17 protein-coding genes are annotated in these 18,258 nt (G+C 70.1%); 15 read left to right on the forward strand and 2 right to left on the reverse strand.

The window, feature by feature from the left end; all coding sequences use genetic code 11:
• Positions 1 to 185 precede the first annotated feature (185 nt).
• From ACFWH5_RS12260 to ACFWH5_RS12275, 4 genes are all read left to right on the forward strand, one after another.
• Positions 186 to 689 (forward strand): amino-acid N-acetyltransferase, encoded by a 504-nt coding sequence (locus tag ACFWH5_RS12260; RefSeq protein ID WP_378834990.1) that lies wholly within the window; start codon positions 186 to 188, stop codon positions 687 to 689.
• A 10-nt stretch (positions 690 to 699) separates the two neighbouring features.
• On the forward strand, positions 700 to 1,365 hold the full coding sequence (locus ACFWH5_RS12265; protein ID WP_378834991.1) for a hypothetical protein: 666 nt from the start codon (positions 700 to 702) through the stop codon (positions 1,363 to 1,365).
• Positions 1,366 to 1,613: 248 nt separating this feature from the next.
• Positions 1,614 to 2,024, forward strand: coding sequence for a dehydrogenase (locus ACFWH5_RS12270; RefSeq protein WP_378834992.1), 411 nt, complete (start codon positions 1,614 to 1,616; stop codon positions 2,022 to 2,024).
• Complete coding sequence (locus ACFWH5_RS12275) at positions 2,024 to 2,266, forward strand: hypothetical protein (protein WP_378834994.1); 243 nt, start codon at positions 2,024 to 2,026, stop codon at positions 2,264 to 2,266. The genes ACFWH5_RS12270 and ACFWH5_RS12275 overlap by 1 nt, the downstream gene beginning before the upstream one ends.
• Before the next feature lie 580 nt (positions 2,267 to 2,846).
• Here ACFWH5_RS12275 and radA read toward each other — a convergent pair.
• Positions 2,847 to 4,214, reverse strand: coding sequence for a DNA repair protein RadA (gene radA, locus ACFWH5_RS12280; protein ID WP_378834996.1), 1,368 nt, complete (start codon positions 4,212 to 4,214; stop codon positions 2,847 to 2,849).
• A 257-nt stretch (positions 4,215 to 4,471) separates the two neighbouring features.
• On the opposite strand from radA, the gene ACFWH5_RS12285 reads away from it, so the two are divergent.
• From ACFWH5_RS12285 to cydC, 4 genes are all read left to right on the forward strand, one after another.
• The gene (locus ACFWH5_RS12285; RefSeq protein ID WP_378834997.1) at positions 4,472 to 5,887 is read left to right on the forward strand and encodes a cytochrome ubiquinol oxidase subunit I; all 1,416 of its coding nucleotides are present in this window, start codon (positions 4,472 to 4,474) and stop codon (positions 5,885 to 5,887) included.
• A gap of 18 nt (positions 5,888 to 5,905) precedes the next feature.
• Positions 5,906 to 6,934, forward strand: coding sequence for a cytochrome d ubiquinol oxidase subunit II (cydB, locus tag ACFWH5_RS12290; protein ID WP_378834998.1), 1,029 nt, complete (start codon positions 5,906 to 5,908; stop codon positions 6,932 to 6,934).
• A 22-nt stretch (positions 6,935 to 6,956) separates the two neighbouring features.
• Positions 6,957 to 8,624, forward strand: coding sequence for a thiol reductant ABC exporter subunit CydD (cydD, locus tag ACFWH5_RS12295; RefSeq protein ID WP_378835000.1), 1,668 nt, complete (start codon positions 6,957 to 6,959; stop codon positions 8,622 to 8,624).
• Positions 8,625 to 8,742: 118 nt separating this feature from the next.
• The gene (gene cydC / locus ACFWH5_RS12300) at positions 8,743 to 10,422 is read left to right on the forward strand and encodes a thiol reductant ABC exporter subunit CydC (RefSeq protein WP_378835001.1); all 1,680 of its coding nucleotides are present in this window, start codon (positions 8,743 to 8,745) and stop codon (positions 10,420 to 10,422) included.
• A gap of 30 nt (positions 10,423 to 10,452) precedes the next feature.
• Here the strand turns inward: cydC and ACFWH5_RS12305 are convergent, their stop codons facing one another.
• Positions 10,453 to 11,226, reverse strand: a complete 774-nt coding sequence (locus ACFWH5_RS12305) for a hypothetical protein (protein ID WP_378835002.1) — start codon at positions 11,224 to 11,226, stop codon at positions 10,453 to 10,455.
• A 108-nt stretch (positions 11,227 to 11,334) separates the two neighbouring features.
• Here ACFWH5_RS12305 and ACFWH5_RS12310 point away from each other — a divergent pair, with 108 nt between their 5' ends.
• The 7 genes from ACFWH5_RS12310 to ACFWH5_RS12340 all read left to right on the forward strand — a co-directional run bounded on the left by ACFWH5_RS12310 (position 11,335) and on the right by ACFWH5_RS12340 (position 18,180).
• On the forward strand, positions 11,335 to 12,381 hold the full coding sequence (locus tag ACFWH5_RS12310; RefSeq protein ID WP_378835004.1) for a hypothetical protein: 1,047 nt from the start codon (positions 11,335 to 11,337) through the stop codon (positions 12,379 to 12,381).
• A 99-nt stretch (positions 12,382 to 12,480) separates the two neighbouring features.
• Positions 12,481 to 13,146, forward strand: coding sequence for a GntR family transcriptional regulator (locus tag ACFWH5_RS12315; RefSeq protein ID WP_378835005.1), 666 nt, complete (start codon positions 12,481 to 12,483; stop codon positions 13,144 to 13,146).
• Between the two features lie 111 nt (positions 13,147 to 13,257).
• A complete protein-coding gene (locus ACFWH5_RS12320; protein ID WP_378835007.1) occupies positions 13,258 to 14,445 on the forward strand; it encodes a branched-chain amino acid ABC transporter substrate-binding protein in 1,188 nt (395 codons plus the stop codon).
• Positions 14,446 to 14,518: 73 nt separating this feature from the next.
• A complete protein-coding gene (locus ACFWH5_RS12325) occupies positions 14,519 to 15,406 on the forward strand; it encodes a branched-chain amino acid ABC transporter permease (protein ID WP_378835773.1) in 888 nt (295 codons plus the stop codon).
• A gap of 1 nt (position 15,407) precedes the next feature.
• Positions 15,408 to 16,565 carry a branched-chain amino acid ABC transporter permease gene (locus ACFWH5_RS12330; protein WP_378835008.1) on the forward strand — a complete coding sequence of 386 codons (1,158 nt, stop codon included), beginning with the start codon at positions 15,408 to 15,410 and terminating at the stop codon, positions 16,563 to 16,565.
• Positions 16,562 to 17,473: an ABC transporter ATP-binding protein gene (locus ACFWH5_RS12335; protein ID WP_378835010.1), complete on the forward strand. Its 912-nt coding sequence runs from the start codon at positions 16,562 to 16,564 to the stop codon at positions 17,471 to 17,473. The genes ACFWH5_RS12330 and ACFWH5_RS12335 overlap by 4 nt, the downstream gene beginning before the upstream one ends.
• Entirely contained in the window at positions 17,470 to 18,180 is a 711-nt protein-coding gene (locus ACFWH5_RS12340; RefSeq protein WP_378835011.1) for an ABC transporter ATP-binding protein, read from the forward strand. Before ACFWH5_RS12335 ends, ACFWH5_RS12340 begins: the two co-directional genes overlap by 4 nt.
• Positions 18,181 to 18,258: the final 78 nt, after the last annotated feature.

Here is an 18,258-nt window from a genome sequence, read left to right on the forward strand (position 1 = left end):
GCGGGTGCCCCCCCCGGCGGCCCACCCCCGCCCCCCCGGCCCCGCGCGCCACGCCGTCGGCGGTGTCCGCGCGCCGGGGGGGGGGGGTGGGGGCGCCCCCCCCGCCCCTCGTCGTGTCCGGCCGATTTTCGCCGCCGCGCGGGCAGAGCACGCGACGCGGCCCGCGCCGGTTCTAGGCTGGAACCGTGAGCGAGTACATCGTGCGCGCAGCGCGCAGCGCCGACATCAGCGGGATCCACGCACTCCTGGATCCGCTGGTCGAGCAGCGCATCCTGCTCGGCAAGGACCTCGCCGTGCTCTACGGGGCCGTACAGGAGTTCGTCGTCGCCGAGGCCGAAGGGGAGCTGATCGGATGCGGGGCGCTGCACGTGATGTGGGAGGACCTCGGTGAGGTGCGCACCCTGCTCGTGCGCGACGACTGGCTGCACCACGGCGTCGGCCGAGCGATCGTCGAGGATCTCGAGCGCCGCGCCCGTGAACTCGGCCTGTCACGGCTGTTCTGCCTCACCTTCGAGACCGACTTCTTCATCCGCCGCGGCTTCGCGCCCATCGGCGAGCAGATCGTCGACGCCGACGTGTACTCCCAGCTGCTGCGCAGCGGCGACGCCGGCGTCGAGGAGTTCCTCGACCTCGCCCACGTCAAGCCGAACACGCTCGGCAACACCCGGTTGCTCAAGCACCTGAACTAGCCTGGAGTGCATGCCAGGAAAGCCCGCACGCCGCCCCACACCGGCGGTCTACCGCCGCCGCAGGCTGGCCGTGCTCCTGGTTCTCCTCCTCGTGATCGCCGCCATCGGCGCCGGTGTCTGGCTGGCGGTGGCACAGCCCTGGAACACCGCATCCGGCCCTGCCCCGACGTCCACGACGACCGCCGGACCGACACCGTCGGGCACGTCCTCCGGCTCTCCCGCACCCACCGATTCGACCGAGCCGACGCCGTCCGAGACGCCGCAGATCATCGCGTGCACGGCGAAGGACGTCGAGGTGACGGCCGTGACCGATGCCGACACCTACGGCGCCGACGACCTGCCGCAGCTGTCCATCGCGCTCGCGAACATCAGCGACCAGGACTGCACGATCAACGTGGGCTCCAGCACGCAGAAGTTCACGATCTCGAGCGGGTCGGATGTGTGGTGGCGGTCGACCGACTGCCAGACCGACCCCAGCGACATGATCGTCACGCTTCCGGCAGGAACGGACGTGAGCAGCGTGACGCCGGTGGTGTGGGATCGCACCCGTTCGTCGGTCGACACCTGCGATCAGAAGAACCGGGCACGCGCGCCCGGTGGGGGTGCCTCGTATCACCTGGCCGTGGAGATCGGCGGCTTCGAGAGCGCGATGACGAAGCAGATCATCCTGCGCTGACCGCCTCGACGCGCCCGAAACGCGGTTCAGATGCGGCTGACATGGCGAGCATCTTGGGATACCATGGAATCTGGTTCTCCGGATCATGCGGCACAGCCATCCCCAGTGGTGTCGATTCCAGCGTCCCCAGCGCTTCGACAGTCGCCGCTCTGAGAGCCAGAGGGCCCTCTCGTGTTTCCCAGTCCCCAATGGAAGACTCGAGAGGGCCCCATCCTCTCCACCGGCTCGCCCTCTTCTAGGCTGGAGCCATGGCGAAGAAGAGACCTGCCCCCAAGCGCCCGGCTCCCGAGGAGTTCCGCTCCGAAGCGCTGGCGCAGGCGCTCGAGAAGCAGGACATGGCGGCTGTCGCGCTCGCCCTGCGCAACGGCAACACCGTGGTGCCGCTCATCAAGCCCGGCGCGCGCGACAACCCGCTCGACGGCGGCGAGGTCTGGACCTATCGTGACCCGAACAGCGGAGACGTCGCGCTGCTGCTGTTCAGCGACGCCACGAACAAGCCCGCCAACCTGCCGCCCGGCGTGGGCATCTACTCGCCGGCGTGGCTGAAGTCCTTCCTCCGCACGCACCTCGACACGATCACCACGGTGTTCCTCGACATCGCCGGCCCCCACCCCATGCAGGCGCCGCCTGCCGAGCTGCTGAGGGCTCTGGAAGCCTGATGCCGCAGTACCGCGCGATCTTCGACGCCGAGGTGACGTTCGCCAACGAGGGCGCGCTCCAGACGCAGGGCTTCCGCGTCGATCTGCCCGGCCCCGACGCCACGGATGCCGAGATCGGCCGTCTGTTCGTGACCTCGCTCGACCTACTGATGGCCGACACCGTCGAGGTGCGCAATGTGCGCATCATCGAGGAGGCGCACAAGGGAACCAGGGGAGGCCCCAGCGATCCGCGCCGCGCCTGATGCGGCGCAGGCCACGCTCCGCCCCGAATGCTGAGAAGTCAGAAAGCGCCGCATCCGGACCTGCGGATGCGGCATTTTCTGACCTTTCACCGGGGGTCGTGCTCGCTGAGGGGTCGCGGAACGCGGGATGCGGGCCTGCGCGTGCGGCATTTTCTGACCTCTCACGGGGGTCGTGGTCGGTGAGGGGTCGCGGAACGTGGCATCCGGGTATGCGGATGCGGCATCTTCTGGCCTCTCACCGGGGTCGTGCTCCGTCAGGGGTCGCGGAACGCGGCATCCGGGCCTGCGCGTGCGGCACTTTCTGACCTCTCGCCGGGGTCGTGCTCGTTGAGGGGTCGCGGAACGTGGCATCCGGGTATGCGGGTGCGGCACTTTCTGACCTCTCACGCGGGTCGTGCTCGGTGAGGGGTCGCGGAATGCGGCATCCGGGCCTGCGGATGCGGCGTTTTCTGACCTCTCGCTGGGGTTGTGCTCGGTGAGGGGTCGCGGAACGTGGCATCTGGGTATGCGGATGCGGCGTTTTCTGACCTCTCGCCGAAGCGGGTCCGACGCGATGCGTCGAAGCCATGCGCCGGCGTGATCAGAACGCCGGGATCTCGTCCTCCGCGCGGCGCGCCGTCGCCCGCGAGCGCACATCCGCCAGGGCGGAGCGCAGCGTCTTCGAGCGGTCGTCGACCACCTGGCTGTAGCCCAGTCGCGCGGCTTCGCTGCGCCGCTGGGCCGCCTGGGTCACCGGACGGATCTCACCGGCCAGCGACAGCTCGCCGACCGTGGCGACGGTGCGCGGCACGGAGAACTGGCGGATCGATCCGGCGACGGCGACGGCGATCGCCAGGTCGGCGGCCGGTTCGGTGAATCGCACCCCACCCACGGTCGACACGTACACGTCCAGCTTCGAGGTGGCGATCCCCGCCCGCCGCTCGAGGATCGCCAGCACCATCGCCACGCGCGACGAGTCGAGCCCGTGCACCACGCGCCGCGGGTTCGGCGCATTCGACTCGATCGTGAGCGCCTGCACCTCCACGGGCATCGCCCGCCGGCCCTCGAGCGCGATCGCCACGCAGGTGCCCGGTTCCGCCGCCCCCTGCGACAGGAAGAGTCCGCTCGGGTCGGGCACCTCGGCGATGCCGGCACCGGTCATCTCGAAGCAGCCGACCTCGTCGGTCGGGCCGAACCGGTTCTTCAGCGCACGGATGAAACGCAGCGCCGTCTGACGGTCGCCCTCGAAATGGCACACCACGTCGACCAGGTGCTCCAGCACGCGCGGCCCCGCCACCTGGCCGTCCTTGGTGACGTGGCCGACGATGATGATCGGCAGGTCGCGCTCCTTGGCGATGCGGATCAGGGTGGCCGCGACCTCGCGCACCTGACTGGGCTGCCCGGCCGAGCCGTCGATCAGGCCCGACGACACGGTCTGCACCGAGTCGACGATCACCAGGTCGGGCCGCACCTCGTCGATGTGCCCGAGGATCGTGGCGAGGTCGGTCTCGCTCGCGAGGTACAGCTGGTCGTGCAGCGCGCCCGTGCGCTCGGCTCGCAGACGCACCTGGGCCGGCGACTCCTCCGCGCTCGCGTACAGCACGCGCCGTCCGGCGCGCGCGGTGGATGCCGCCACTTCGAGCAGCAGCGTCGATTTGCCCACACCCGGTTCGCCGGAGAGCAGGATGGCAGCGCCCGGCACGATGCCGCCGCCCAGCACGCGGTCGAACTCTCCGACGCCGCTGGTGCGCCGCGGAGCATCCGCCGTGGTGATCTGCGTGATGGGGCGAGCCGTGCGCCCCGCCGCGGGTGCCACGGCATCCAGCTGGCGCAGAACGCCGGTCTTCGCGGTCTGTTCCTGCACGGTTCCCCACTGCTGGCACTCGCCGCAGCGACCCACCCACTTCGCCGTCGTCCAACCGCACTCCGTGCAGACGAAGGCGGGCGGTGCGGGTTTGCGGGTGGCCATGGTGCAAGGCTATCCGCGAGATCCGACACCGACGCGAGAGGCGATGCTCCGGCGCGTAGGGCGCGATGCGCCGGCGCTATCGGCGGCATCCGGCATTCCTATCGTCATCGGGGCTTTTTCCCGGTCCGACACCCCCTTCCCGTGTCATTCTCGGCCGATAATGGATGCAGAGCAGGCGGCGGGCCGTCCCCGGACCGACCCTCAGCCCGCGCAGCGCCGCGCCCCACCTCTTCCGGATCGAGAGCGAGGACACGTGCATGGAATGGCTTGACCCTCTGGTGCTGTCGCGGTGGCAGTTCGGTCTGACGACCATCTACCACTACCTGTTCGTGCCGCTGACGATCGGCATGGCGACCGTCGCGGCGATCTTCCAGACCGCCTGGGTGCGCACCGGCGAAGTGCGCCACCTGCACCTCACCCGCTTCTTCGGCAAGATCTTCCTCATCAACTTCGCGATGGGCGTCGTGACCGGCATCGTGCAGGAGTTCCAGTTCGGCATGAACTGGTCGGACTACTCGCGGTTCGTCGGCGACGTGTTCGGCGCTCCGCTGGCCTTCGAGGGACTGCTCGCGTTCTTCTTCGAGGCCACGTTCATCGGGCTGTGGATCTTCGGCTGGGACCGGCTGCCGCAGAAGCTGCACCTCGCCACCATCTGGTGCGTCTCGATCGGCAGCATCCTCTCGGCGTACTTCATCATCGCCGCCAACGCGTTCATGCAGAACCCGGTCGGCTACGAGTACAACCCGGCCACGAACCGCGCCGAGCTGGTCGACTTCTGGGCGCTGCTCACCAACCCGGTCGCGCTCGCGGCGTTCCCGCACACCCTGTTCGGCGCGTTCATGTTCGCCTCGGGGGTCGTCATCTCGGTGTCGGCATGGCACCTCGCGCGCGGCCGGCACGTCGACACGATGCGGGTGTCGCTGAAGTTCGGCCTGTGGGCGATGCTGGTCTGTACGGCCGGCGTCGTGCTCACCGGCGACCAGCTGGGACTCGCGATGTACGCCACGCAGCCGATGAAGATGGCCGCCGCCGAGGCGACGTTCAACACGGTGTGCGGCAAGGACGCCGCCTTCAGCCTGTTCACGCTCGGCACGCCGGACGGCAAGACCGAGCTGTTCAGCATCCGCGTGCCGTATCTGCTCTCGGTGCTGTCGAATCACTCCCTCGACGGCTGCGTGCACGGCATCAACGACCTCAACGCCGAGTACGCCGACCGGTTCGGCGAGGCGACGGGGCTGACCGAGTTCACCCCGGTGCTGTGGATCACCTACTGGGCGTTCCGCTGGATGATCGGCCTGGGCATGCTGCACGCGTTCATCGCCCTGGTCGGCCTCTGGGCCACCCGCCCGAACGCGAAGAACCCGCCTGCGCCGTGGATGTGGAAGATCGCCATCTGGTCGTACCCGCTCGCGCTGGGCGCCAACATCGTCGGCTGGGTCTTCACCGAGATGGGCCGTCAGCCCTGGATCGTGTTCAGCCTGATGACCACGCAGGACGGCGTCTCGCCCGGTGTGAACGGCGTCGACGTGCTCATCTCGCTCATCGCCTTCACCGCGATCTACGCCGCCCTGGCGGTGGTCGAGATCCGCCTCATCATCCGGGCCGCTCAGAAGGGTCCGGACACCACCGAGACCCACGATGAGGCGGCGCGGGTGCCGTCGGTCGTGTACTGAGTCACGGAAAGGGAACCCATGGATCTCGCATACGTCTGGTTCTGGCTCATCGCCTTCTTCTTCGTCGGCTACTTCGTGCTCGACGGGTTCGACTTCGGCGTCGGCATGACCCTGCCGTTCCTCGGCCGCGACGACGTCTCGCGCCGGCAGGTGATCAACACGATCGGTCCGGTCTGGGACCTCAACGAAACCTGGCTGATCGTGGCGGGCGCCTGCCTGTTCGCGTCGTTCCCCGAGTGGTACGCCTCGCTGTTCAGCGGGTTCTACCTGCCGCTGCTGGTCATCCTGCTCGCGCTGATCCTGCGCGGGGTGTCGTTCGAGTACCGGCACCAGCGGGAGGATGCCGCCTGGAAGGCGCGTTTCGATCGCATGATCGTCATCGGCTCTGTCGTGCCCGCGTTCCTGTGGGGCGTCGCGTTCGGCAACATCGTGCAGGGCGTGCCGCTGAACGCCGATCACGTGCACGTCGGCGGCGTCTTCGCGCTGCTGAACCCGTACGCGCTGCTCGTCGGCGTCACGACCCTGCTGCTGTTCTTCGTGCACGGCGTGTACTTCGTGGCTCTGAAGACCGACGGGCGGGTGCAGGCGGATGCTCGTCGTCTGGCGAAGTTCGCGGCCGCACCGACGGTGCTCGTCTCCGCGGGCACGGTGCTGTGGACGATCGCGCTGGCGGCCGGCCGTGAGGCCCCCGCGTTGTGGCTGGTGATCGCCGGCGGTGCTGTCGCGGCCGTGGCGCTGGTCGCCTCGGTGCGGTTCACCGTGCGCGAGCGCGACGGCAGGGCGTTCGCGGCAGGGGTCGTCACCGTGCTGTTCGCCGTGGTGATGCTGTTCGCCGCGCTGTTCCCGTACGTGCTGCCGTCGACGATCGCCGACGCGAACAGCCTGACGCTCGAGAACGCGTCGAGCACGCCGTACACGCTGCAGATCATGAGCTGGACGGCGCTGGTCGCGCTGCCGCTGGTGATCGCCTATCAGGCGTGGACGTACTGGGTCTTCCGCAAGCGCGTCACCCGACGCTCGATCGAGGCGGCGCCGGCGCACGCATGAGCCCGCGGAACGGACACCACCCTTGAAGCCCATCGACCCGCGGCTGCTGCGGTACGCGCCGGCGGCGCGCCGCTACCTGGCGGCGTCCGCCGTGATCGCGATCGCGCAGACGGCCGTGACGATCGCGTTCTCCTGGCTGCTCGCCGACGGCATCACCGCGGTCGTCGAGGGCAGGGGAGCGGATGCCGCGACGATGGCCTGGCTCGCCGTGATCGTCGTGGCACGCGGCATCCTGCTGTGGGCATCGGAGGCCTGGGGCCTGGCAGCCGCGGCGCGCGCCGGTGCGCAGCTGCGGGCGGCGCTTCTCGCGGCGATCGGCCGGCGCGGACCGGAGTGGCTCGCGCGGCGCAACCAGGCGGCGCTGGCGGTCACCGCCGGACACGGGCTCGACGCGCTCGACCCGTACTTCTCGCGCTACATCCCGCAGCTGGTGCTCACCGCCGTCGCGACGCCGGTCATCGTCGGGGTCATGTGGCTGGCGGACTGGCCGAGCGGACTGACCGCGGCGCTCACACTGCCCCTGATCCCGCTGTTCCTCGTGCTGATCGGCCTCGCGACGCGCGGTGTGCAGCGCCGCCGGCTGCAGGTGCTGCAGCAGCTCGCGGCGCGCTTCGCCGACACCGTGCAGGGCCTGTCGACGCTGCGGATCTTCGGCAGGGAGCGCCGCGCCGTCGAACGCACCCGCGCCACCGCCGAGCAGTACCGCCGCGAGACGATGCGGGTGCTGCGGTACTCCTTCCTGTCGGGTTTCGCGCTCGAGCTGCTGTCGTCACTCGCCATCGCGCTCATCGCGGTGGCCGTGGGGTTCCGGCTGCTGGCCGGTGACATGGCGCTCGGCGTCGGGCTGTTCGTGCTGCTGCTCGCCCCCGAGGCGTTCCTGCCGCTGCGTCAGGTGGGCGTGCAGTTCCACGCCGCCGCCGAGGGCGTCGCGGCGAGCGAGCAGGTGTTCGAGGTGCTCGACGGCGACAGTGCACCGCAAGCCATGCCGCCGGGAAGCGCCCGTCACACGGAGCTCTCCACCGATTCGACCCGCATCGAGAACACGTCCGCGCGCGAAGCGCCCGCGGGTCCGCGCGCGGGCGGGATGCTTTGCGTGCGCGATCTGCGCGTGCGCGACCTGCCGCCGGTGTCGTTCGACGCCGCTCCGGGGACGGTGACGCTCGTCGAGGGGCCGAGCGGGGCCGGCAAGTCGAGCTTGCTGGCGGCGCTGCGCGGCGCCGCGCCCTTCGAGGGCGTCGCGCGACTGGACGGCGTCGACGTGCGCGGGCTCGATCCCGCCGCCTGGCTGGCCTGGGCCGGTCAGCGCCCCGGGCTGCTGCAGGGCAGCATCGCGGCGAACGTCGCGCTCGGAGACCCGCAGCCGGATGCCGACCGCATCCGTCGCGCGCTCGACGCCGCCTGCGCGTCCGGCCTCGACCCGTCCGCGGCTCTGGGCGTGCAGGGCGCGGGGCTCTCGGGAGGGCAGGCGCAGCGCGTCGCGGTGGCCAGGGCGCTGTACCGTCTGGGGGCGGGAGCGCAGGTGCTCGCGCTCGACGAGCCGTCGAGCGCGCTCGACGCCGACACCGAAGCCGCGCTGTGGAGCTCGCTGCGCGCCGCGGCGGATGCCGGGACCACGGTGCTGCTGATCTCGCACCGCCGCACCGCCCGTGACATCGCCGACCGGATCATCGAGCTCGGGGTGCCGGCATGAGCGCTCCATGCAGGAATTCAGGACATCGGCAAGATCTGAGGATGGATGCTGCCGAGCCGTCCTTCAGAATCGCATTCGTCCTTCAGACGTGCGGCGGTTACGACGATCGGGTTTCGGCATGAGCGGCGCGAACGCACGCGAGGTGCTGCGCCGGGCGATGCCACCGCTGCGCCGCTTCGCGCCGGGTCTCATCGCCGGCGTGGCGTCGGCCGCCGCCGCCATCGGCCTGCTGCTGGTCAGCGGCTGGCTGATCGTGAGCGCCTCGGTCGTCGACTCGCTCGTTCCGCTCTCGGTCGCCGTCGTCGGCGTGCGCTTCTTCGCGGTGTCGCGCGCCGTGTTCCGGTACCTGGAGCGTCTCGCAGGGCACGACGCGGCGCTGCGGCAGCTCGGCGAGGTCCGCTCGGGCATCGTGCGCAGGCTCATCCCGTTCTCGCCCGCGGGCCTCGGAGCCACCGATCGCGGCGCGGTGCTGTCGGCGCTCGTCGACGACGTCGAGAACCTGCAGAACCTGCCGCTGCGCGTCGTGCAGCCGCTGGTCATCGGAGGACTGATCGCCATCGCGTCGGTCGCGGTGATGGCGATCGTCTCGCCCGCCGCCGCGCTGGCGCTCGCCGGGTGTCTCGTCGTCGCCGTCGTTCTTGCGGTGCTCATCGGCGGGATGGCGGGCGCTCGTGCCGAACGGCGGATCACCGCCCGCCGATCGGAGCTGTCGGCGGCTCTCGTCGACTACCTCACGGCGCTCGATGTGCTGCTGGCCTATGGCGCGGAGGCCGAGGCGCGTGAGCGCACCCGCGCGGCGGATGCCGAGCTGCGTCGTGCGGTCGGGCGTGCCGCCCTGGCGCAGTCGCTGTCGGCCGCGGTCGTGTCGGTCGCGGCGGGGGCCGCGTCGATCTGGGCGTTGACGGTCGCCGTGCCCGGCGCGGCCGGCGGCGCCGCCGATGGGGCGTGGTTCGCCGTCGCCGTGCTGCTGCCGATGGCGGTGTTCGAGGTGTTCGCCGTCGTGCCGCAGGCGGCGGCCTCGTGGCGGGGTGTGACGGCGAGTGCGGAGCGGATCGATGCGCTGCTGCCGGCCGACGCCCCCGCCGCGCTGCGGCACGATGAGCCGAGGGTGGCACAGAGGCACTCCGCCGGGAAGGGCGATTCCCGCGTCCCGGCGTTGCGGCTGCGCGGCATCCGAGCGTCCTGGCCCGGCGCCTCGGCGCCCGCGCTCGACGGCATCGACCTCGACGTCGCGCCGGGGGAGCGGGTGCTGATCACGGGGCCCAGCGGGGCGGGCAAATCCACGCTGGCCGCCGTGCTCGTCGGGTTCCTGACCCATGACGGGGTGTACGAGCTCGGCGGTCGGGATGCCGCGAGCATCCCCGGTCCCGCGCTGCGCGAGCTCGTGGGTCTGTGCGAGCAGTCGCCGCAGCTGTTCGACGAGGATCTGCGTCAGAACCTGCTGTTCGCCCGTGACACCGCCACCGACACCGAGCTGCTCGCCGTGCTCGATCGCGTCGGCCTCGGTGACTGGGCGCGGCGGCGCGGCGGTCTCGACGCGCGTGTCGGCGATCGCGGTGCGCTGGTCTCGGGCGGTCAGGCGCAGCGCATCGCGCTGGCACGTGCGCTGCTGCGCGGTTTCCCGCTGCTCGTGCTCGACGAGCCGACCGCAGGGGTCGACCCCGAGGCGTCCGATGCGCTGCTCGGCGATCTGCTCGGCGCGGCCGGTGAGCAGACCGTCGTGCTCATCTCGCACGTCGCGCCGCCCGAAGGCACGATCGACCGCGTCGTGCGGATCGCTGACGGACGCACGATCTGAGCGTGTTCGCACGGTGTGCGACCGTGTGCGTCAGTTCAGCGGCGTCGGAGGTTCCATCACGATGCCGTGCGCCTCGAACGCCTGACGGCGCTCTTCGATGCGGCGGTGCATCTCGGTCTGCGCCTCGGCGATGAGCGCGTCGGGCAGGTCGACGGATGCCGGGCGGGGGTCGCCGTGGTGTGCGGCGATGTACCCGTCGAGCTCCGCGCCCGACGACCACGACGTGATGAGCGAGTACCGAGGCGCATCGCCACGGTGCCACACCGCGTGCCAGAAGCGCTGCGTGTCGACGATGATCCGCGAGCCGGACGGCAGCGGCAGACGCACCTCGGTGGTCGGGTCGAAGCGGTCGGCGCGCAGGATCAGCAGCGAATCCGCATCGTCGGTGAGATTGCGCCAGGAGCGCACCACCCAGCCCGCGCCGTCGTCGTTGAGGCGGTTGTTGTCGTCCTGGTGCAGGTTGTAGATCGCGTCGGCGTAGGTGTTCGGCTGCAGCTCGATCACCCGGCAGCGCCCGACGTTCGCGCCCGGCTCGAGGGCGAGCCGCTGCAGGGTGGGCGCCTTCGACACCTGCGACGGCACCCAGACGCCGTCCCTGTCGGCACGCGGCGGGGTGTGGTTCCAGAAGCCGTTGCACTCGAGGTCGCCGGCGTAGCTCGCCAGCGGCGCGAAGCGCGTGATGCCCGACGATCGCCAGCCGATGTACTCCAGGGTGAGCCATTCCGCCGGATCGACTGATCGGTCGTCGCGATCGAGCACGACGTACCCTGTCTCGTGCAGGGCGGCTGAGGTGAGGAATCCCATCGCGATCTCCGTTCCGGCATCCGTTCTCAGGCGATCCTAATCCGCGTTCGTGTGACGGCCGAAGTCGTCGCCGTGGAACGCGGCCGTGCGGCGTCCTACGCTGGACGCATGACCCAACCCCGCGGTGCGCTGCTCGTCGGCAGCGTGAACTACGACGACGCCGAGAAGACCATCCGCACCGCCGCCGAGGTGCTCGGTCCGCGCCTGCGGCGCATCCCCGACGGCGAGGTGGGCAAGCGGTTCCACTGGATCATGTTCCAGCCCGACGTGCTCGGGCAGGCCGAGGGGATCGAGCGCGTGGGCGCCGAGCCGATCCCGTTCGGCGCCGGGCTCGACGCCCGGCCGCTGCGCATCTCCGAGGGCGTGGATGCAGCGGCGATCGAGCTGCCGGCGCTGGGATATGCGGAAGCGGCGATCGCGTCGTACGAGGTGTTCTCACGTCTGCGCGACGCCGGCGCGATCGCCGAGGGCGTGCGGTTCCAGGTGTCGCTGCCCACCCCGGTGGCGATCGTCTCGTCGTTCTTCTCGGGTGACGATCGGGCCGCGATCGAGCCGGTGTACGCCGACGCGCTGCTGCGTGAGCTCGACGACATCCTCGCCGCCATCCCGCACGACGACCTGGCCGTGCAGTGGGACGTCGCCAGCGAGCTGGGCATCATCGAGCGCGCCTCCGGGTACGGAAAGGTGATGGAGGCGTGGTGGGAGGGTGACCCCTTCGACGGACTGGTCTCCCGGCTGGTCGCCCTCGTCGACGCCGTCCCCGCCGACGTGGAGGCCGGCGTGCACCTCTGCTACGGCGATGCCGGTGAGAAGCACTTCATCGAGCCCGCGGATGCCGGCACGCTGGTGCGCTACGCGAACGCCGTGATCGCGGCATCCGGACGGGAGCTGAGCTGGCTGCATCTGCCCGTGCCGATCGCGCGCGACGACGACGCGTACTTCGCACCGCTCGCGACGCTCGCCCCGGTGGCCGAGCTGTATCTGGGGCTCGTGCACCGCGAGGACGGTGCCGAGGGAGCGCGCCGGCGCATCGCCGCCGCGTCCCGGTCCGTCTCCTCGTTCGGAGTGGCGACCGAATGCGGCATCGGCCGCGCGCCCGCCGGCACGACCGAGGGCATCCTCGCGACGCATGCCGAGGTCGCCGCGGCCTGGTGAACTGCACCGTCCCCGCGAGAACCGGTGAGGGAATCGGCTGGGGAAGCTGCTCGCTCTCCGCGGTAGCATGTGCCACATGACACAGCTGGGCGCCGCGCGATGAGCGGGTTCGGGACGGTGCTGACGCCGGCGGAGAGCCTGCGCGAGCAGATCGAGAATCAGCTGTCGTCGCGCATCGTCTCGGGGGAGATCCCGCCCGGGCAGGTGCTCACCGTGCCCACGCTCGCCGCCGACTTCGGCGTCAGTGCGACGCCGGTGCGCGAGGCGATGCTGGACCTCGCCCGCCGCGGCTTCCTGCGTCCGATCCGCAACCGCGGCTTCTCGGTGACCGAGGTCTCCGACGACGAGCTCAACGAGCTGTGCGAGGTTCGCCTGCTGCTCGAGGCGCCGCCCATGCGCCGGATCGCCGGGACGCTGACGGATGCCGAAGTGGCGGAACTGCGCGAGCTGGCGGAGCGCATCGTCGATGCCGGCCGGGACGGCAGGTTCGCCGAGTACCTGGCCGCCGACACCGCGTTCCACCTGCGCATCCTCGAGTTCACCGGCAACCGCACGCTCGTCGAGGTCGTGCGCGAGCTGCGACAGCAGACCCGCCTGGTGGGCCTCGCTCATCTCGTTGAGAGCGACCGGCTCATGCCGACCGCCCGCGAACACGGTGAGCTGGTCGAGCTCCTCGTGGCGGGCGACGGCGACGGCGCCGAAGCGCTGATGCGCCGGCACATCCGCCACGTGGGTGGCGTCTGGAGCGGGCGCGACGAGGACTGACCGCTCGTTCGGTCACGGATTCATCTCGGCTGTTCCCTTCGCCCCATCCGATCAGTAATGTGTCACGTGCTATTCGCGGCAATGCAACGAAGCATCTCAGGAGGATCACCCATGCACACCCGAACCCCGCGCATCCGTCGCGCGCTCTCCCTCGCCGCGGCAGCCGGCGCCATCGTCCTCCTCGCGGGATGCTCCGGCGGCCTCGCCGGCGGCGGCGATGACGACTCCGGTGAGGCGGAAGGCCCCATCAAGCTCGGCATGCTCGCCCCGTTCTCGGGCAGCGAGTCGGCCTTCGGCGAGTACATGCAGAACGGCGCACAGCTCGCCGTCGACGAGATCAACGCGGACGGCGGCATCGACGGCCGCGAGCTCGAGCTGCTCGTCGAGGACGGCGCGTGCGACGCGACCACCGCGGTCGCCGCCGCGAACAAGCTCGTCACCGACGGCATCGTCGCCTCGGTCGGCGGATACTGCTCGGGCGCCACGCTGCCGACGCTGCCGATCTTCGACGAGGCCGGCATCCCGATGGTGATCCCGGCGGCGAACTCGAACGAGCTCGTGTCGCAGCAGCTGCCCGGCGTGTTCCTGATCAACGGCACCGGCACGCAGCAGGCCGAGGCCGCGGTCACCTACGCGCAGAAGAGCGGCGCGGCCACCGTCGCCGTGATCGACGACGCCACCTCGTACTCCGCCGACCTCGCGAAGTCGTTCGTCGATCAGGCCGGTACCGCGGGGCTGGACATCGCCTTCGAGGCCACCGTGACCCCGGGCGAGAACGACTACTCGGCCGTGGCCACGCAGCTCGCCTCCGAGCAGCCCGACCTCGTGTACTGGACCGGCTACTACCAGGAGGGCGGCCTGATCGTTCGTCAGGCGACGGATGCCGGCTACGACGGCGTGTTCCTCGTCGGCGACGGCTCGGTCGACGCGAAGTTCGCCGAGATCGCGGGCGGCGACTACACCGAGAAGGTGCTGGGCACCTTCACCCAGACGCCCGACATGATCGAGGGCGCCGAGGACTGGATCGCCGACTACGAGGAGCTCGCCGGCGGCCAGCCCGGACCGTACTCGACGCAGTCGTACGACGCGGTCCGCGTGGTCGCCGCGGCGATCGAGGAGGCGGGCAGCACCGACTTCGACGAGGTCGTCGCCGCTCTCGAAGGGCTGAAGGACTTCGAGACCTTCGCGGGGCCGCTCACCTTCACCGAGGACCACACCCTCTCCGGCGGTGGCTTCGTGATCGTCGGCATCGACCCGGCGAGCGGCAACTTCGTGCTCGAGGACGACCTCCAGGGCTGATCCGACCGGGTGGGGCGGTGCGAGCCGCCCCACCTCGTCGGCGTCCCTTCGACGCGGAAGGACATCCGCAGTGATGCAACTCATCTGGAACGGCCTGATCGTCGGCTCGTTCTACGCCCTCGTCGCCCTCGGCTACAGCATGGTCTACGGGATCATCAAGCTGCTGAACTTCGCCCACGGCGACATCTACATGCTCGGCGCGTTCGCCGGCTTCGCGACGATGTCGGCCTTCGGCATCTCGAACGAATCCTCCATCCCGCTGCTGCTGGTCATCCTGCTGCTCTCGATGGTCACCACCGGTCTGATCGGCGTCGGCATCGAGCGTGTCGCCTACCGGCCGCTGCGCAAGAGCCCGCGACTGGCCGTGCTGATCACCGCGATCGGCGTGTCGTTCACGCTCGAGTACGCGGTGCGGCAGATCTTCGGGCCCAACCCCGAGGCCTTCCCGGTGCGGCTGGAGTCGAGCGGATTCGACTTCGCGGGCATGCGCATCACCGCGGCGCAGATCGTGCTGGTCGTGATCGCCGCGGCACTCATGCTCGTGCTGGCCCACATCGTCGAACGCACCCGTCAGGGTCGCGCGATGCGCGCCATCGCCCTCGATCCGCAGGGCGCTCAGCTCATGGGCGTGAACGTCAACCGCGTCATCGCGACGGTGTTCTTCATCGGCTCGGCGCTCGCCGGCGCCGCGGGCGTGATGGCCGGGGCGTACTACGGCTCGATCGACTTCCTGATGGGCTTCATCATCGGCCTGAAGGCGTTCACCGCGGCTGTCATCGGCGGCATCGGCAACCTCTACGGTGCGATGCTCGGCGGGCTGCTGCTGGGCCTGCTCGAGTCGTTCGGCTCGGCATGGTTCGGCGGTGAATGGCGAGACGTGTTCTCGTTCGCCTTCCTCATCCTGTTCCTCACTTTCAAGCCGACCGGCATCCTCGGTGCCCGCGTCGTCGAGAGGATGTGACATGTCCCGCTCCACTCTCACGCGCGACGCCGCGCTGCGCGCGCCCGCCCCGCTGTTCGAACGCCAAGCGGCCCCCGGGGGAGTGCTGAACTCGAACCGCGGGTTCCTGCGTGCGCTGGGTCTGCTCAGCGTCGTGCTGCTCGCCGTGCTGCCCTTCCTCGACGCGTCGCGGTACACGATGTCGATCGCGACCAGTGCGCTGATCTACGTCATGCTGTGCATGGGCCTGAACGTGGTGGTCGGCTACGCCGGGCTGCTCGACCTCGGGTACATCGCGTTCTTCGCCGTCGGCGCCTACATCTCCGGCATCCTGACCACGGTGGTCGGCTGGCCGATGTGGGCGGCGCTGCCGGCGACGATCCTGGCCTGCATCCTCGCCGGGATCATCATCGGCGCTCCCACGCTGCGGCTGCGCAGCGACTACCTCGCCATCGTCACGCTCGGATTCGGCGAGATCATCCGCATCACCGCGAACAACCTCGACATCACCGGCGGCCCCTCGGGCATCCACGGCATCCCCACCTGGTCGTTCGGCGGCTGGAGCTTCGCCGACGGCTTCACCGTGTTCGGGGTGGAGTTCCCGCAGCGGGTGGTGTTCTACTACTTCGTCGCGATCGTCGTCGTGCTCGTCGGCGTCATCGGCGCGGGGCGGCTCGCCAAGGGCCGCCTCGGCCGGGCGTGGAAGGCCGTGCGCGACGATGAGGATGCCGCCGAGGCGATGGGCATCAACACCTACATCGCCAAGATCACCGCGTACATCATCGGCGCGGTGTGGGCCGGCGTCGCCGGCCAGTTGATGGCAACGCATCTGTCGGCGATCAGCCCGAACAGCTTCCAGTTCCTCTACTCGGCGCTGATCCTGATGGCCGTGGTGCTGGGCGGCATGGGCTCGACACCGGGCGTGATCATCGGTGCGCTGTTCGTGTCGCTCGCCCCCGAGCTGCTGCGCGACTTCTCGGAGTGGCGCTTCCTGATCTTCGGCGTGCTGCTCGTCGTCGTGATGCTGTTCCGCCCGTCGGGGCTGTGGCCCGCGACGGCCGTGCTGCCGTGGCTGCGCAGGCAGCGGCCGGTGCCGCCGCCGACGGCCGGGTTCATGGCCGTTCCGCCGCCGTCGGCCAACGAGGATCTCGAGACCACGGAAGGGGAGGATGCTCGATGAGCACTCTGCTGGAGGTCAAGGATCTGCGCCTGCAGTTCGGTGGTGTGAAGGCCGTCGACGGACTGAGCTTCTCTGTCCAGGAGGGCGAGATCCTCGCCGTGATCGGTCCGAACGGCGCGGGCAAGACCAGCGCGTTCAACTGCATCTCGGCGTTCTATCTGCCCACGTCGGGGTCGGTGGTCTTCGACGGCAAGGACATCGTGCGCGAGGCGCCGGCGTTCTGGCGCCGCCTGCGCATGCTCGATCTGCTGCAGAGCTTCGGCTTCTACCGGGTGCTGCCCTCGCGGGTGACGAAGTGGGGGATGGCGCGCACGTTCCAGAACCTGCGGCTGTTCCGCGAGCTGAGCGTGCTCGACAACGTCAAGACCGCGATGCACGCGAACCTGCGCGAGGGCTTCTGGGCGACGCTCCTGCACACGCCGGGATACCGCCGCGCCGAGCAGGAGTGCGCGGATCAGGCGCGCGGGTGGCTGGACTTCGTCGGCTTCACCGGCGATGAGAACCTCTACGTCACGCAGCTGCCGTACGGCGAGCAGCGCCGGGTGGAGATCGCCAGGGCGCTCGCCACCGGACCCAAGCTGCTGCTGCTCGATGAGCCCGCCGCCGGCCTGAACTTCAACGAGAAGCAGGGGCTGATGCAGCTGATCCGTCGCATCCGCGACCTGGGTGTCGCCGTGGTGCTCATCGAGCACGACATGGGGCTGATCATGGAGCTGGCCGAGCGCATCGTCGTGCTCAACTACGGCAAGGAGATCGCCGAGGGCACGCCGGAGCAGATCAAGAACGACCCCGTCGTGATCGAGGCGTATCTCGGCGTCGAGGACGAGCCGCTCGACGACACCAAGCTGCAGACCGGGACGGTCGACCTCTCGCTGCTGGAGAACACGCGTAAGGAGAAGCGCTCATGAGCACGCTGACCGTCGAGGCGGCCGACGTCTACTACGGCCGCGTACACGCCCTGCGTGAACTCAGCTTCGAGGTGCGCGAGGGCGAGATCGTCTGCCTGCTCGGCAACAACGGCGCCGGCAAGTCGACGACCATGAACATGCTGTCGGGCCTGGTGCGGCCCAAGTCGGGCGCGGTGCGGTGGGGCGACATGGACCTGACGACGGCGAAGCCGTGGGACATCGTGTCGGCCGGGCTGATCCACGTGCCCGAGGGCCGGCGCATCTTCTCGACGATGACCGTGCACGAGAACCTGCTGCTCGGCGGCTACACCGTGCGCGACACCAAGCTCATCGCGCAGCGCATCGAGCAGGTCTACGCGCTGATGCCCCGGTTGGCCGAACGGCGTCGGCAGCAGGGTGGCACGCTGTCGGGCGGCGAGCAGCAGATGGTCGCGATCGGGCGGGCCATCATCGGCGGCCCGAAGCTGCTGCTGCTCGACGAGCCGTCGATGGGTCTCGCCCCGCTGGTGGTCAAGCAGGTCATGGAGACGATCCAGGCCGTGAACGCCCAGGGTGCCACGGTGCTGCTCGTCGAGCAGAACGCCAGGGCCGCACTGAAGATCGCCGACCGCGCATACGTCGTGGAGACCGGGCAGGCGACCATGTCGGGACCGGCCGCCGAGCTGGCCGCGGATGCGCGCGTGATCGACGCGTACCTCGGCGGCTGAGCCACCGCAGCGCTCGCCGAGCGTCGGGTGGCGCCGCGCTGTCCCAGCGAGTAATATGTCACACGTCGCAGTTTCCCC

Origin of the sequence: Microbacterium sp. NPDC058345, from assembly GCF_042723855.1 — a bacterium.
GTDB lineage: Bacteria > Actinomycetota > Actinomycetes > Actinomycetales > Microbacteriaceae > Microbacterium.